Below are 14,385 nucleotides of genomic sequence, written 5' to 3'. Positions count from 1 at the left end.
TCTCTGAAACAAAAGGGAATGGAGAGGGATCTGATGATTTTAACAAAGCATGATCTCCACCACTACTTAGCTCAGGACAAGAAAGCATTAGCCATTAAGCGCAAACGACCTAAGTGGTTTGGGGATGATATATGGAAATATCAAAGGATTTTACGAAAATATGAATACTATTCTAATAGCGGTGCTGCACTTCGCAAATGGTTCTATCGCTATTTACATAAAAAGAAAGGCATGCAGCTTGGCTTTGATATTCCGATTGGTGTCTTCGGTCCCGGTCTTAGAATCAATCATACGGGTCTCTTAATTGTGAACAAACATGCAAAAATCGGGGCATTTTGTGATATTCATCAAGGGGTGAATATTGGTCAGAATCATCATGAAAAAGATGTACCAACCATTGGGGATCATGTATGGATTGGCCCAGGTGCTAAGCTGTTTGGGGATATCTATATTGCAGATCATATTTCCATCGGAGCAAATGCTGTGGTAAACCGTTCCTTTCACGAGGAGAAAATTGTTATTGCAGGTGTGCCAGCGCAAAAGGTAAAAGAAAAAAGCCCTTCATCATGAAGGACCCACCTGATAAAAAAGAATGATACCGATCAAAACAGAGATGAGCAGCATGAGGTAAAACAAAATCGTTAAAATAAGAATGGTCCAGCCAAGTCCCTTCCTCTCTGTCTTGATCAAATAAATACCGAGAACGATCGTACTAAATAAGACACCTAAAATGGCCCACAGCCATTTGTCTTTATCATGCTTTGGCGCATCAAACCATAAATAAATGGCAACAGCAAGTGAAACGAATAACCCTGTAAGTCTCACGTTCAAACTCCTCCTTATGTACACGCGTGCTTTCTATTATGCGTTTGAGTATCCGATCATCAGCAATAAGAAGTAAAAGACATAGACTAGAATGAAAATAGAATAGATGATAATGGACACGATCAGAACCGTCCAGCCCAATCCTTTTCTTCCTGTTTTGATCAGGTATATTCCAAATGTAAAGAGCCCGAATAAAAGGCCTAAAATCGCCCACAGCCATTTATTCTTCCCATGTTTAGGCGCATCTACAAATAGGTAAACGGCCACTATAATCGACACAAACCATCCGGTAATCCAGCGCAACTCATTCGTCACCCTTCTTTTTTAGTTTATTCAATCATACGCTACTTTTGTACTAAAAAGAAAAGGAATTATTCAGTTGAATGTTGCAGAAGGCTTTGCCATTCCTCTCTCAGCATCCCGTAACGCATCGAATCATAATACTCTCCTTGGTAGTAACGGACCTTTCGCAGTCTTCCCTCAAGGATAAACCCGCATTTCTCTGCGCACCGCATCATCCGTTCATTTCCCGACCATGTAGTAAGACCAATTCGAGGAATATCAATGTGTGTAAATAACTTATCAGTCCATAGACTTAATGCCTTTGTCCCAACGCCACCGCTCCAAAAGCGCGAATCATAAATGAGAATGCCGCATTCAAGCCACCGTGTACGTTCATTCTCCCAATAATATGACACGGTGCCTTTGATTTCGCCGTCTATTTCAATACCATATAGCTTTGGCGGAATGGATGTATCCTGTAAGTATCGTTTTTTAAAAGCAGCAAGCGGGATTTCGTGTTCATGAAAATATGGGGCGTTCCACTCTCGATAGGACTGGTCTGGTGCTTTGAATCTTAAATGCCATACCAACTCTAAATCAGCTTCGTTTAATGGTCGTATGTTCACAAGCTTTTGTTTTTCCCTTTTCATCTGTTCACGTTCCTTTACTTTGTCGTTCTTTTTGCAAGATGACGGTACTCGATAGGCGTCATGCCTTCGTTTTGCCGAAACAGCTTAGAAAAATAAGTAGGATCATCAATGCCTACGTGATCAGCAATCGCTGCGATTTTATCATTCGTTGAGGCAAGCATGCTTTTGGCTTTTTCGACCTTGAGACGATTGATATATTGGTTTGGCGTGAGTCCATACACCGTCTGCATACACCTTGTCATGTAATCAGGGTGATAGTGCAGCTTCTCTGCAAGCTCCTCCATTTGCAGTTTCTTCATAAAGTGACGCTCAAGATAATGAACCACTTCTGAGGCGACATTCTCCTTTGCACTTGGAATATGAAATGCTTCTTTTTGTAAATGAATGAGCAGTTCTTCAAACTGAAGCTGTTTTTTCAGCGGCAGTTCAGACGCGTCATCGTTTAGGGCCCGCATCTGTGCAAGGTGCTTTTCTAATACATTTCTTCCTTTCACTTTTCCTTTACGGGGCAGGCTAAATTCATATGTTGCCGGCTTTTCAAAGGTGGCTTGATTTTGTTTCATATCAAACCAGTGTTCTCTCGGCCGATTCGTCAGCTCATATGGATCAATTGAGAAATGCAGCCACTCATAGTGCGTATCTTCTTCGCATGGCAGGTGTCCGCCATGCGACAAGCCAGGTGAGAGAATGATATATTCTCCTTCTTTTACGTGATGAGCCTTTCTGTCCTCTGTGATCCATAGCTGCCCTCTTGTGACATAAAGAAGATCAAACACGGTGAAGGTTCTAGAGATATGTCTTTCTCCTTGATGAAATACGCCTTTGCCTGAAGCGATATAAACCGGGAACGGCGGTACAGTAAATGTAATAAATCGATTCATATTCATCCCCTTATGAAGTCGGATTTCTCCAATAAGTTTCGGTTTCATCTCTTCTTATTATAGTCGATGCAAGGTACACTATAAATCGGATTTATACGAAAGGAGGTTGATTGATGAAACCTCAATCACTGCCAATTCAAAAGATTCAAGCTAGGGGGAAGAAAAACCACCCTTCATTATTTGCATTAACTTGGCCTATTTTTATTGAAATCTCTTTATATATGCTGATGGGAAGCGCGGATACCCTCATGCTCAGCCAATATTCCGATAATAGTGTTGCAGCAGTTGGTGTAAGCAATCAGCTCCTGAATTTATTGATTGTCATGTTCAGTTTCATTACAACTGGAACGACGATTGTGATTGCGCAGCTTTTAGGAGCGAGCCGCAAGCAGGAAGCGACTCAAGTCGCCTATGTCTCACTAGGAACCAATTTCTTGATTAGCTTTGTCATTAGTCTTCTCATGTTTGGATTAGCTGTTCCCATCTTACACCTGATGGGCCTATCAAGTGAGCTCATGCCGGATGCGACTATATTTTTACAAATTGTCGGGCTGCTTTCTTTTATTCAAGCGCTCATTATGACGTATAGTGCTATTTTAAAAAGCTACGGATATACAAGAGATACGATGTATGTCACTATCGGAATGAACTTGTTAAACGTTGCTGGTAACTATTTGGTGATTTTTGGTCCGTTTGGTTTCCCTGTATTAGGTGTCATGGGGGTCGCTTTTTCGACCTCACTCGCTCGATTGATCGGATTAATGGCCATGATCCTCATTGTACGTCGCCGAATTGGATTACGCTTTTCACTGAAGAAGATGTTTCACATCCAGCGGACATATTTAAAAAAGTTGCTGAAAATCGGCATTCCTTCTGCTGGAGAGCAGCTTTCTTATAACGGCTCTCAAATGATCATTACACTGTTTATTACATTTATGGGGACGCAGGCATTAGCTGCAAAGGTTTATACTCAAAATGTCATGATGTTCATTATGCTATTTGGTGCAGCTATTAGCCAAGGGACACAAATTTTAATTGGGCGCCATATTGGGGCGAAGGAATTCGATGCTGCCTATCACAGATGTATGAAAAGCTTATACTGGGCCATTGGCATCTCCCTTCTTTCTTCTATTGCTTTATCTTTATCATCGACGCATGTGCTTGCTTTCTTTACTAGCAACAGCGAGATCATTCAAACCGCCGCCACCCTCCTCCTTTTGACCATTATTTTGGAACCGGGCCGTTCTTTTAATATGGTCATTATTAATTCCTTGCGGGCTGCTGGCGATGCGAAGTTTCCAGTGTATATGGCGATGATTTCAATGTGGGGCATCGGGCTTCCGATCGCTTACTTGTTAGGCATTCAGCTTGAAATGGGCCTCATTGGGATTTGGATTTCTTTTATCGTGGATGAATGGGTAAGAGGCATCTTTATGTATAGGCGGTGGCGTTCAAGAGTTTGGACAGAGCATCGCTTTTCTTCCACATAAAAAGGACTGCGGGTGCAGTCCTTTTTTACGTAATATCTTCTAAAATAAGTTCTTTTTCTTGGTTCGAAATAAATGATCGCTGTGTAAACACGCGGTATTCATTTTCTCTTGTTTTATCTAAAATGGCTTTATAAAAGTGAGCAGCTGCTTTCACTGGTATACGTGAATAGAGCGGGAATTCATGAAGATGGTCAAAAAACTCCTCGTAGTATGCCTCTGCCTCAAAGGCAATGTACTCCCATACGTGCTGAAATGCTTGATTGATAATGCCTTCTTGCAATTCTTGCTCTGTATATCCGAATTGATCCATGACTTGCTTTGGCAAATAAATGCGGTCTCTTTCAGCCTTATCCTCGCCAATGTCACGAAGAATATTGGTCAGCTGCATGGCAATCCCTAATGAAATCGCTGCTTCTTTTAGCTGTTCTTTTTTACGCGGTGCAATAATAGGAAGCAGCATAAGTCCAACGGTACTAGCAACATGGTAGGAATAAATGAGCAGTTCATCTAACGTTTCATATCGGTGCTGCTCTAAATCCATCTCCTGACCTTGGAGCAAGTCACGGAACGGGGCTTCATCCATACGAAACTCTTGAAATGTATGTGCTAGCGCCACCCACATCGGATCGTTCCGATCTACCTCACCTTGTAAAAATCGATCAAACGTCTCTCGAAAGGAGGCAAGCTCCTCTTTTGGCGAGGGGGACTCATCTACAATATCATCTGCTCTCCGGCAAAAGGAATACACGGCCCAGACGGCCTGTCTTTTCTTTTTAGGCAGCATGGAAAAGGCACGGTAAAACGTTTTAGAATGGGTTTGAATGGTCTCCTCACACAATTTCAATGCTGTTTGTACATCAACCACTTAGCTTCACTTCCTTTCTGTCATTCAAATCTTTTAACAGCACAGACGCCATCAGCTTCGCACTTTGCATCACGATCGGCACTCCGCCACCAGGATGGATGGAAGCACCTACTGCATAAAGATTGCCCGTCTCAGCTACCTTCACTTGCGGGCGGAACACACCTGATTGAAACAAGTTAGGCGCAAGTCCAAAGCTGCCACCTTCAAACAATCCTTCTCGCAAGGAATCATTTGGTGTTATAATTTTTTTCCAGACAATCGACTCTCGCAATCTTGGAAAGCCTCTTTTCTCAAGACGATCGACCATTTTCTCTACAAAATCTGTCTCCTCTTCCCAGTTGATATGATCTCCTGAGGGAACGGGAATCAGCATATATAAAACACTACAGCCTTCCGGGGCAAGAGATGGATCAATGATCGATGGATTAAATGTATAAAACGACGGATCTTGAGGGATCGTCTTCGTTTGAAAAACCTCTTTCATATGCTGATCAAAGTGTTCGCCCATAAAGAATTGATGCACAGGCGCATCATGGTACATTTTGTTTAACCCGAGATACACCATTACACAGCCAGAGGACGGCACGTATTTTCGCCGATCTTGTTCGTCTAAACCAAGCTGTTTTAACGCAGCTGGATAATCTCCGTTGATGACAAAGGCATCAGCTGCTATATGGGCGTCATTGACTTTTGCTTTAACCACGCGTTTCCCATCAAACTCTAGCTCCGTGACTTCGACATTTTTTCTCACATGCACACCCATTTTCATGAGCTGCCCTTCCAATATATCTACTAAACTCGCATAGCCGCCTTTTAAATAGTAGATTCCATGTGCGTGCTCACTATATGAAACAAGCGAATATATAGCAGATGCTTCATATGGATTTCCTCCGACATAGAGGGTTTGAAGTGCATATGCATCTCGCAGGCGTTCGTCTGAGAAATACTTTTTCAGGGCACTTTGAACCGTGCGATACGCCTTTAATTTCATTAAAATTTTCATGTTTGCTTTTGTAAAAAATGTACGCTTTTCATGAAATGATTTCTCTAGAAAAGCTTGTTGTCCTTCTTGAAACCGGTCTGTCATTTCTTCCATAAACCTTAGGAATCCTTGATCTTCCTTTGGAAATACACGTCTGATTTCCTCTAGCTGACGAAGTGCATCAGAGTACTTCGTGTAGGAGGTTCCATCTTGAAATTGAATCGTATACAGCGGATCAAGCTGCAAAAGATCAAGAGATGCTTCGTCAATTCCTACCTCATGTAAAATACCTTTTAACATATCTGGAAGTAGGACAATGGTCGGACCTTCATCTACTTTATATCCTTTCTCACGTACAAAAGCAAGCCTTCCGCCAAGTCGCTCATTTTTTTCGACAAGCGTGACATCATGTCCCGCTTTTTTTAAATAAAGTGCTGAGATCATCCCGCCAATACCGCCACCTGCAATCAATATATGTTTTGTCATGAGGCGCTCCCCTTTTCTTGTTGCGGCAATGTTTTGTGCGTATGTTTCTCTTTTGAAAGAATCGCATTTGTCGTGATGCGTGCTGATTCTAAAATGGTCGGCAGTCCGCTTCCTGGATGCGTTCCTCCTCCTACGAGCCAGCAATGATCCAATTCATCAAATTCGTTGTGCGGCCTTAGGACCATCATCTGCGTCAGCTGGTGGCCAAGGTTAAATGTGGCTCCTTCGTATACGTAAAGGTCTTCCTCCCATTGCTTCGGTGTAATCATCCGCTCGACTTCTATATGCTGCCTTACATTCTTAAAACCGGTTTTTCGCTCCAGTGTATTCAGTACAAGTTCTCTGAATTCATCTTGATGCGCTTCCCAGTCAATGCCGCTTTGATTGTTGGCAACAGGTGCCAATACATAAAGAGCTGACTTTCCTTTTGGCGCAAGTGAGTCATCTGTGACACTAGCATTTTGAATATAAATAGATGGATCATCTGGCAGCTCATATGTTTTCGTAATGCCTTTGACAAATTGCGCATAATCATCAGAAAAAACGATGGTATGATGCGGCTCCTCATATATGGTATCTAATCCTAAATAAAGCATAAAGGTGGAGCATGAAAATTTTTTCTTTTTTAATTTTTTCTCGCTATATTTCTTTAAAAGTCCTGGCTCTACAAGCTTTGTCATCACATGTGCAAAGTCTCCATTTACGACAACCTCATCTGCCTGTATTTCTTCCCCAGATTCTAAGCGAATGCCTTTTACCTTCCTGCCTTCTGTCAGCAGTTTTTCGACGCCGGCTGACAGATGAATCGTTGCTCCAGCTTCAACCGCCGCTTTTGCCATCGCTTCTGACAGCTGATTGACCCCGCCCTTCGGATGGAACACACCTGTGTCATGCTCCATAAATGATAGAATGGAGAAAGCACCAGGGCACTCCCACGGTGACATACCTAAATACTTTGATTGAAATGTAAACGCATATTTCACTGATTCATTTGAGAAATAATCTGACAGCACATCATATAAACTCTTATTCAATGAAAGCTGCGGAAGTGCTTTGAGCACCTTTGGACGCAAATAATGATGAAAACGATCCATTTTACTTTGTAAAATAGGTGTAAGCCGATCCATTTTTCGCTTCGTATCGTTCATAAATCGAATATACCCTTCGCCCTCTCCAGTTGCAAAGGCTTCTAACCGTCTATACATTTCATCACGATCTCGTATCATATCTAGCTGATCGTCTTGAAAAATCAATCTATACATTTCTTTTAATTCGATCACATCAATATAGTCATAAAGATTTTTACCAGCAAAGGTGAACAGCTCCTCTGCAATATGAATCATGCTGAGAAAGGTAGGACCCGTATCAAACGTGAAATCACCCAGTTGAAACTTAGCGTTTCGTCCGCCGATAAAGGGCTGCTTTTCGTATACATGAACGTCATGTCCTTTGCTTTGAAGCATCATAGCTGCCGCAAGTCCCCCTGGTCCTGCTCCGATCACAATGATTTTCATTATCCTTTTTCCTCCAAATTAATTCACTTTAAGTTAATTATACAAATTAGAAAGATTAGATCAACTTTCGATGTGCTCTATTCGTCTCATGTTATGTATCAAAAAAAGCCGGCTTCCCTTCAACAAATGTAAGAAAGCCGACCCTTTATTACGCTTCTATATCAATTCGATACGTTTCAAACCAATGATGAATTTGCGCCAGATGAGCGATTAATTGCGGGCCCTTCATGAGCTGGCCATACCAAGGCACTTGAAAGGAAGCTCCTTCCGTTTCAATCAGCTGCTTTAATTGATTCGGATCTAGAAATTCGTGAAGGACAGAATCTTTTTGCGCAAGGCAGTCTATTAACATCTCTTTTACAGCCTGGGTATAGGCTGGATGATGTGTTTTCGGGTAAGGACTCTTCTTGCGATAAAGCACTTCATTCGGTAAAATTCCCTCTAATGCTTTACGTAAAACCCCTTTTTCACGATTTCCATGCATTTTCATTTCCCAAGGAATATTCCATACATATTCGACAAGACGATGGTCCGCAAATGGTACACGTACCTCAAGACTCGCCCCCATACTCATTCGGTCTTTTCGATCTAGCAGCGTTGTCATAAACCAGACCATATTTAAGTAAAAAAGTTCTCTCCGGGCTTTATCTACTCCAGTTTCTCCATCTAAAAGAGGCGTTTCAGCCACGGTTTCTTCATATTTGCTTTGTGCATATTCTTTTAGTGACAGCTTCTTTTGCCACGAGTCTTGTAAGAGCTGCGTTCTAGCTTCCGTCGATCTCATCCAAGGAAAACCATTCGTTTCATTTGCCGAATGAAACCAAGGATAGCCTCCAAAAATTTCATCCGCACATTCACCTGACAAACCAACCACAAAGTCCTTTTTAATTTCTCGGCAGAACCAAAGCAAGGAAGAATCAATATCTGCCATACCCGGTAAGTCTCGGACCTCAACCGCTTCCTTTAAATAAGCAGCCAGCTCCTTTTGTCCAACGATGCAGCTGTGATGATTCGTTTGAAACGCCTTGGTCATGTGGTCAATCCATGGACCGTCCGCATTTGGCTGGAATTGACTTGCTTCAAAGAATTGATCATTCCCTTCGTAGTCAACCGAATACGTATGAAGCGGTGCTTTCCCTATTTTCTCAAAGTGCTTAGCGGCAATGGCGGTAATGGCACTCGAATCAACGCCCCCCGATAAAAATGTACAAACAGGCACATCAGAGACGAGCTGCCTTGTGACGGCATCTGTAAAGAGATCCTTGACGTGCTGTGCTGTGTCATCGAGCGAGTCCGTATGCGCCTTGCTTTTGACATTCCAGTATCTCCACACACGCAATCCGTTTTTTGAAAAGGTCAAGGCATGAGCAGGTCTCAGCTCTTTTACCCCTTTAAACACTCCTTGCCCTGGTGTTCTAGACGGTCCTAAACCAAAAATCTCCGATAATCCCTCATGATCGACTTTTGCTTTCATATCAGGGTGAGCAAGAAGCGCTTTGATTTCTGAACCAAATAAAAAGGAATGATGACGTTCTGTATAGAAAAATGGCTTGACGCCGAGCCGGTCTCTCCCTGCAAATAATAATTCACGCTCACTATCCCAAATCGCAAATGCAAAAATACCATTAAAATGGGTCACACACTCTTCCTTCCATTCTGTGTAGGCGTGAAGAAGTACCTCTGTATCAGAATGCCCAAGAAAGCGGTGGCCCCTTTTTAACAATTCTTTTCTTATATCCTCTGTGTTATAAAGCTCTCCATTGTATACAACGGTATAAGCATGGTTTTGATGTGTATATGTCATCGGCTGTTTTCCGCCTTCTACATCTACAACCGCTAATCTTTTATGCCCAAATAGAACGTGCTCACTTTTCCACGTATTTGTATCGTCTGGCCCTCTTTTAGATAATGTATCTGTCATTTGATTGATTACATGGTCCTGTTGGATGAGCTGCTTTTTAAAGTCTGCCCAGCCTGTTATTCCACACATCATCATCAGCTCCCATCCGTTTTTCCTCAAGTGTTCTCATTCAGCCTTTCTTAGTTTATGCATCGTCTCCTTGATAGTTGATTTGTCCTTTTTTCTCGGACGTATAGGACAAGCATGATTTGGTAAGAAAAGAAAGAGGAAAGGAGCGTCTGCAAATGGAAAAACGAATGAGGCAGCTTGAACGCTGCAGCCGAAGATGGTGCAGCGGGTATTTACTCATTGAAAAAGGGCATTGTCTGATTGAAGATGAAGAAGGAGAAATCATGCTACCAGAAAGTCTTCAAAGCACGATGATCTGTTTGAAGGATAATGACAGGTGGACAAAAGGGGAACTGCTCGGGTCCATGATCCTTCATGAAAATGGACAGCTATTAGAGGTACAAGGCGGTGAAGAGATTCAATATACGGCATCACTTGCGAAAGGATGGCTTGACCTCCTGATGTTCGTTCCTGAAAACGTCTTTTATGAAATCATTGCACAGATAGAACAGCTTGGCTTTTCTGTCTACGATTGTGTTTTCTCTTCCTTTCATTCTTTTCAACGAGTTTCTTTCTTTCAGTTTTCGACAGATACACAATCACTTGCCCTTCAATGTCAGCACGACTCCGCCGCAGGTCAAATTCGTTTTGAATGGACCACTTCTGACGGTCACCGGTCAGTTTCGCAATTTGAAGGCATATAAAAAGGACACTGCTTCGTATAAGCAATGTCCTTTTTATGTTAAAAGATATGGAAACCGATTGGCAGACGTAACCCGAGAAGAATGGTCACAATCGCGAGTACGATAAAACCAATCAATACACCAGTCACCGATTTTCCTTTTTTCTTGCGTACAAGAACCATTTCCATGAAGCCGATCACAAGGATACCGAAAATCATTTTACCGATATACTCGCCGCCGAAACCTGGAATCTTCATTCCTGTGCGAACATACAGCTCTACGCCTGTGGCGATAATGATCAAGTACAATAGTCTGACAATCATGTGCACAATTTTAGCACCTTTGTCGTTTTTACCTGCTAGAGCAAAGGCCACGAAGAATAAAATAATTCCTAGCACCCATGCTGTAATATGTAAATGCGTTCCCATCTGTTATTTCCCCCTTTATCAGAACAATTACCTTCTCATCGTACCACGAAATAAGTCGAACACAAAGCGACAATCCTGTGTCATCTCACTCTTTATTTGACGCGATTTGATAGCGTCCCAATCGGTTCAATCGTGATGTCGATTCGATCCCCTGAAGCTAAAAATTTAGGCGGTTCAAAGCCTTTGCCAACCCCAGAAGGTGTTCCCGTTGCAATGATGTCACCAGCTTCTAGTGTCATCCCTTTTGAAAGAGTAGACACAATGTTCTCGATGGAGAAAATCATTAATTCTGTACTTGCAGACTGGCGAACCTCTCCGTTAACCTTTGTTTCCACATGGAGCGCGCCGTGATCCTCGATCACAGACTTATGTACAATATAAGGTCCTATCGGGCAGGTTGTATCTAAGCTTTTCCCTATAAAAAATTGTTTGTGTTTTTTCTGTAAATCTCTTGCCGTTACGTCATTTAAAATGGTGTAACCAAATAGATAATCATGGACTTCTTCAGGTGCAATATTCTTCCCTGATTTGCCCATCACGATCGCAAGCTCTCCTTCATAATCCAGTTCACTCGTCACATCTTCATGAAGGAGGATATCCGCTTCATGTCCAACGACTGAAGTAGGTGCCTTTGTAAAAATCATCACATCTTTAGGAATATCCGCTACACTTCCCATCTCCATGACATGATCTTGATAATTCTTTCCAACACACATAATGTTTTTAGCTGGCTTTGGAATCGGCGCATGGAGTTTCACGTCCGACAGCGGATAAACATAAGAACCGCGATCCTCTTCTTTTTTCTCAGCCCAGTCAAGGAGCTGTTTGACATGCTCAACAAACTTGTCCCCCATATGAATACATTCAGCTAAAGAGTTTGGCAGTGTCTCAAGCTCAAATAATTTGGCTTCTGCCTTTTTGACGTCCATGACCCATTCATCATCAATGACTACCCCGATAAACATCCTGCTATGTATCTCACCTGTAAAAAACTTCATGTTTTCCCCTCACAATCTTCATTTCGCTAAGTGATGATGTCTCATTTTATTTCTCTATGAAATAAAAAAAACCCTTTTTTATCATACTCTCTTTTAAAAAGGGTTTCAAAAAAGATGATCTGATGTTTAGCGGTAGCGGCGATACTCCCACATGTTCCCTTGATCCCATTTACGATCAACATTTCCTCTGCTGCGGGAATGATGCTTTTTCTTTCCACATCTTTTGCAAGAGCGACTGCTTCTATGGTGATGAGATCGCTTAGATCGATGGCTGCGGCGCGACTTGCGGCTCTTCTTATGATGCGATCTGTGCTTGCTGCGATGTGACTTGCGGCAGCTCTTCTTATGATGCGATCTGCATTTGCTGCGGTGTGACTTGCGGCAGCTTTTCTTATGATGGGATCTGTGTTTGCTGCGACATGACTTTTTCGGTTCGCTCTTTTTGCTTCTGCAAGATTTCTTGCTTTTATATGACTTTTTACTCTTCATGCTTTTCTTCGAGCGATAACTTTTCTTTGAACGATGGCTTCTGTAGCTTTTTTTACTGCGACATGATTTACGGCGTCCACCACCGCCAAAGAACCAATGACCGCGATTTGAATGACGAGAACGAGCTGACTTATGCGATCGTCTCGATTCTGGCTCACGATCTAAGTGATGATCACGTCCTTCACTTCGAAGTGAATCCACTGCATGTTCAATATGTGAATGATCAAATGTGCTCACGAACGATTCCCCTCCCAGTCTATACTTTGACAAAACAAACAGATCAAACTGTTTATCTTCTCTGCTTTATGTTACGAGACTTGGTAGACAAGTGTTCTTGGCGGATGCCCCTTTCTTTTAAAACTCCATGAATACCTAACAAACGGGTACAGGACATTCCTTCATTTTCATATCGTAAAGAAGAGCATAGGAGGAGGATGAACGCATGACTACAGAACCTTTAAAGCAAATGGATATTTGGATTCATCCAAAGGACCTGATTGAATTAAGAAAAGACATATGGAACGACGAACCTGTTGAGGCCATTTTGAAAACCGGCCAGATCAAATCGCACATTTATGCTTCATACCGAGGGTCTCATATTAGGAAACTTAAGAAAAAGTCCTATCAAATTGAATATCGAAAGCCAAAGCAAAGACAAGGCGAATCCATCTTTCATTTAAATGCGGAGTACAATGACCCTTCGTTTATCCGGAACAGGCTGTCCTTTTATTTCTTTGAGCAAATGGGCGTGCTAAGCCCTGCTGCGTCTCATGTGTTTCTCACTATAAACGGAAGAAAAGAAGGCATTTATTTAAAAATAGAATCCGTCGATGAGCACTTTTTTCAGAAAAGACAGCTTTCAGGAGGCGGCATTTATTATGCAGTCGATGACGACGCCAACTTTTCCCTTTTGAGTTCATTTGATAAAAAGCCAAAAAAACACCTTCTCCTCGGGTACGAGAAAAAAACAGGGAGTTCTCAACATGATCAACAGCTGAGTGAATTTATTTACTTTCTCAACACAGCGAAAGATGACATATTTGCCGAAAAGATTGAGCATTACCTAGATGTGACCCAGTATTTCCGCTGGCTCATTGGTGTTGTGTGCACACAAAACTTTGACGGCTTTGTCCATAACTACGCTCTTTATGTGAATGAACAAGGCAGGTTCCAAGTGCTTCCTTGGGATTATGATGCGACATGGGGCCGTGACATTCATGGAGAAGAAATGGCGTTTGATTATATTCCAGTAAGCGGCTTTAATACTTTAACTTCTAGATTACTAGATATCCCTTCGTTTAAGAGAGCCTATTACACGCTTTTCCAGCACGTACTCGATACACAATTTTTAGAAGACCGGCTTTGTCCAATTATTGAAACATGGCATGCTTCTATTGAAAACCGAATCGGAGATGATCCTTATACAAGAGACCGAAAAGACATTCTAAGATCAGAGCGAGAGGTCATCCGGCAGTATATCAACAAAAGACGACGTTATTTACAGGCTGAAATAAGAAAAGAGAGAGATCGCACGTAAGGACGCTTTCGAATTTTGTCACTTTATTACTCATATTGACGAAACAACTTTTTTTATAGAAAAATAGGGTATACTAACCATATCCTTCTATTTGATAAAAAATGTGAGAGTTGGCGTCCGTTATGATCAATTATGAAATTGAACAAAAAAGATTACATTTAATTGAGACCGCAAAAAAATTCGGGATGAATGCCGAAGAAACCATCAGGTGCAGTCAAGAGCTTGACACACTCTTAAATAAAGGCATCAAATATACCTCGAATGAATGCTCTAAAAAAGGGTAAACCATACACCTCATTCCTCTCA

The 14,385-nt window shown here is 41.9% G+C and carries 15 protein-coding genes; 5 read left to right on the top strand and 10 right to left on the bottom strand.

What is annotated here, in order from left to right; all coding sequences use genetic code 11:
- Positions 1-33 precede the first annotated feature (33 nt).
- The gene (locus NSS78_RS05395; protein ID WP_137054808.1) at positions 34-570 is read left to right on the top strand and encodes a serine acetyltransferase; all 537 of its coding nucleotides are present in this window, start codon (positions 34-36) and stop codon (positions 568-570) included.
- Here the strand turns inward: NSS78_RS05395 and NSS78_RS05390 are convergent.
- Genes NSS78_RS05390 through NSS78_RS05375 form a run of 4 tightly spaced genes read right to left on the bottom strand, consistent with a single transcriptional unit; the run spans position 565 to position 2,638 of the window.
- Positions 565-825, bottom strand: a complete 261-nt coding sequence (locus NSS78_RS05390; protein WP_080984794.1) for a hypothetical protein — start codon at positions 823-825, stop codon at positions 565-567. The two genes, NSS78_RS05395 and NSS78_RS05390, sit on opposite strands and share 6 nt — an antisense overlap.
- A gap of 36 nt (positions 826-861) precedes the next feature.
- Complete coding sequence (locus NSS78_RS05385) at positions 862-1,140, bottom strand: hypothetical protein (RefSeq protein ID WP_223251209.1); 279 nt, start codon at positions 1,138-1,140, stop codon at positions 862-864.
- 56 nt (positions 1,141-1,196) lie between these two features.
- Positions 1,197-1,757, bottom strand: a complete 561-nt coding sequence (locus NSS78_RS05380) for a GNAT family protein (RefSeq protein WP_003211119.1) — start codon at positions 1,755-1,757, stop codon at positions 1,197-1,199.
- A 14-nt stretch (positions 1,758-1,771) separates the two neighbouring features.
- Complete coding sequence (locus tag NSS78_RS05375) at positions 1,772-2,638, bottom strand: AraC family transcriptional regulator (RefSeq protein ID WP_003210875.1); 867 nt, start codon at positions 2,636-2,638, stop codon at positions 1,772-1,774.
- A gap of 113 nt (positions 2,639-2,751) precedes the next feature.
- Here NSS78_RS05375 and NSS78_RS05370 point away from each other — a divergent pair, with 113 nt between their 5' ends.
- Complete coding sequence (locus tag NSS78_RS05370; RefSeq protein WP_137054810.1) at positions 2,752-4,128, top strand: MATE family efflux transporter; 1,377 nt, start codon at positions 2,752-2,754, stop codon at positions 4,126-4,128.
- Between the two features lie 25 nt (positions 4,129-4,153).
- Here NSS78_RS05370 and NSS78_RS05365 read toward each other — a convergent pair whose 3' ends face one another.
- The 4 genes from NSS78_RS05365 to asnB all read right to left on the bottom strand — a co-directional run bounded on the left by NSS78_RS05365 (position 4,154) and on the right by asnB (position 9,965).
- Positions 4,154-4,993, bottom strand: a complete 840-nt coding sequence (locus NSS78_RS05365; protein WP_050945342.1) for a phytoene/squalene synthase family protein — start codon at positions 4,991-4,993, stop codon at positions 4,154-4,156.
- Positions 4,986-6,461, bottom strand: coding sequence for a phytoene desaturase family protein (gene crtI, locus NSS78_RS05360; RefSeq protein ID WP_212046093.1), 1,476 nt, complete (start codon positions 6,459-6,461; stop codon positions 4,986-4,988). The genes NSS78_RS05365 and crtI (NSS78_RS05360) overlap by 8 nt, the downstream gene beginning before the upstream one ends.
- Positions 6,458-7,975 carry a phytoene desaturase family protein gene (crtI, locus tag NSS78_RS05355; protein ID WP_137054812.1) on the bottom strand — a complete coding sequence of 506 codons (1,518 nt, stop codon included), beginning with the start codon at positions 7,973-7,975 and terminating at the stop codon, positions 6,458-6,460. Before crtI (NSS78_RS05355) ends, crtI (NSS78_RS05360) begins: the two co-directional genes overlap by 4 nt.
- 148 nt (positions 7,976-8,123) lie before the next feature.
- The gene (gene asnB, locus NSS78_RS05350) at positions 8,124-9,965 is read right to left on the bottom strand and encodes an asparagine synthase (glutamine-hydrolyzing) (protein ID WP_212046094.1); all 1,842 of its coding nucleotides are present in this window, start codon (positions 9,963-9,965) and stop codon (positions 8,124-8,126) included.
- 155 nt (positions 9,966-10,120) lie between these two features.
- On the opposite strand from asnB, the gene NSS78_RS05345 reads away from it, so the two are divergent.
- Complete coding sequence (locus NSS78_RS05345; protein ID WP_342468309.1) at positions 10,121-10,648, top strand: DUF2777 family protein; 528 nt, start codon at positions 10,121-10,123, stop codon at positions 10,646-10,648.
- A 38-nt stretch (positions 10,649-10,686) separates the two neighbouring features.
- Here the strand turns inward: NSS78_RS05345 and NSS78_RS05340 are convergent, their stop codons facing one another.
- Together NSS78_RS05340 and NSS78_RS05335 are read right to left on the bottom strand one after the other, a co-directional pair.
- A complete protein-coding gene (locus tag NSS78_RS05340) occupies positions 10,687-11,055 on the bottom strand; it encodes a YisL family protein (RefSeq protein ID WP_003212021.1) in 369 nt (122 codons plus the stop codon).
- A gap of 92 nt (positions 11,056-11,147) precedes the next feature.
- Entirely contained in the window at positions 11,148-12,053 is a 906-nt protein-coding gene (locus NSS78_RS05335) for a fumarylacetoacetate hydrolase family protein (protein ID WP_050945352.1), read from the bottom strand.
- A gap of 931 nt (positions 12,054-12,984) precedes the next feature.
- Between NSS78_RS05335 and NSS78_RS05330 the strand changes: the two genes are divergently transcribed.
- Positions 12,985-14,079, top strand: coding sequence for a CotH kinase family protein (locus NSS78_RS05330; RefSeq protein ID WP_339161703.1), 1,095 nt, complete (start codon positions 12,985-12,987; stop codon positions 14,077-14,079).
- 122 nt (positions 14,080-14,201) lie between these two features.
- The gene (locus NSS78_RS05325; RefSeq protein ID WP_012009503.1) at positions 14,202-14,363 is read left to right on the top strand and encodes an aspartyl-phosphate phosphatase Spo0E family protein; all 162 of its coding nucleotides are present in this window, start codon (positions 14,202-14,204) and stop codon (positions 14,361-14,363) included.
- The last annotated feature ends 22 nt before the right edge of the window (positions 14,364-14,385 follow it).

Origin of the sequence: Bacillus sp. FSL W8-0920 (assembly GCF_038593215.1) — a bacterium.
GTDB classification, from domain to species: Bacteria; Bacillota; Bacilli; order Bacillales; family Bacillaceae; genus Bacillus; species Bacillus pumilus.
The sequence above is the reverse complement of the archived record's forward strand: the minus strand, read 5'-3'. Positions and strand labels throughout refer to the sequence as shown.

Excerpts from the sequence above, each read along its gene's own strand:
- NSS78_RS05395 (WP_137054808.1), top strand. The coding sequence starts at position 34 with ATGATTTTAACAAAGCATGATCTCCACCACTACTTAGCTCAGGACAAG.
- NSS78_RS05380 (WP_003211119.1), bottom strand. The coding sequence starts at position 1,757 with ATGAAAAGGGAAAAACAAAAGCTTGTGAACATACGACCATTAAACGAA.
- NSS78_RS05375 (WP_003210875.1), bottom strand. The coding sequence starts at position 2,638 with ATGAATCGATTTATTACATTTACTGTACCGCCGTTCCCGGTTTATATC.
- NSS78_RS05370 (WP_137054810.1), top strand. The coding sequence starts at position 2,752 with ATGAAACCTCAATCACTGCCAATTCAAAAGATTCAAGCTAGGGGGAAG.
- crtI (WP_212046093.1), bottom strand. The coding sequence starts at position 6,461 with ATGACAAAACATATATTGATTGCAGGTGGCGGTATTGGCGGGATGATC.
- crtI (WP_137054812.1), bottom strand. The coding sequence starts at position 7,975 with ATGAAAATCATTGTGATCGGAGCAGGACCAGGGGGACTTGCGGCAGCT.
- asnB (WP_212046094.1), bottom strand. The coding sequence starts at position 9,965 with ATGTGTGGAATAACAGGCTGGGCAGACTTTAAAAAGCAGCTCATCCAA.
- NSS78_RS05345 (WP_342468309.1), top strand. The coding sequence starts at position 10,121 with ATGGAAAAACGAATGAGGCAGCTTGAACGCTGCAGCCGAAGATGGTGC.
- NSS78_RS05340 (WP_003212021.1), bottom strand. The coding sequence starts at position 11,055 with ATGGGAACGCATTTACATATTACAGCATGGGTGCTAGGAATTATTTTA.
- NSS78_RS05335 (WP_050945352.1), bottom strand. The coding sequence starts at position 12,053 with ATGAAGTTTTTTACAGGTGAGATACATAGCAGGATGTTTATCGGGGTA.
- NSS78_RS05330 (WP_339161703.1), top strand. The coding sequence starts at position 12,985 with ATGACTACAGAACCTTTAAAGCAAATGGATATTTGGATTCATCCAAAG.
- NSS78_RS05325 (WP_012009503.1), top strand. The coding sequence starts at position 14,202 with ATGATCAATTATGAAATTGAACAAAAAAGATTACATTTAATTGAGACC.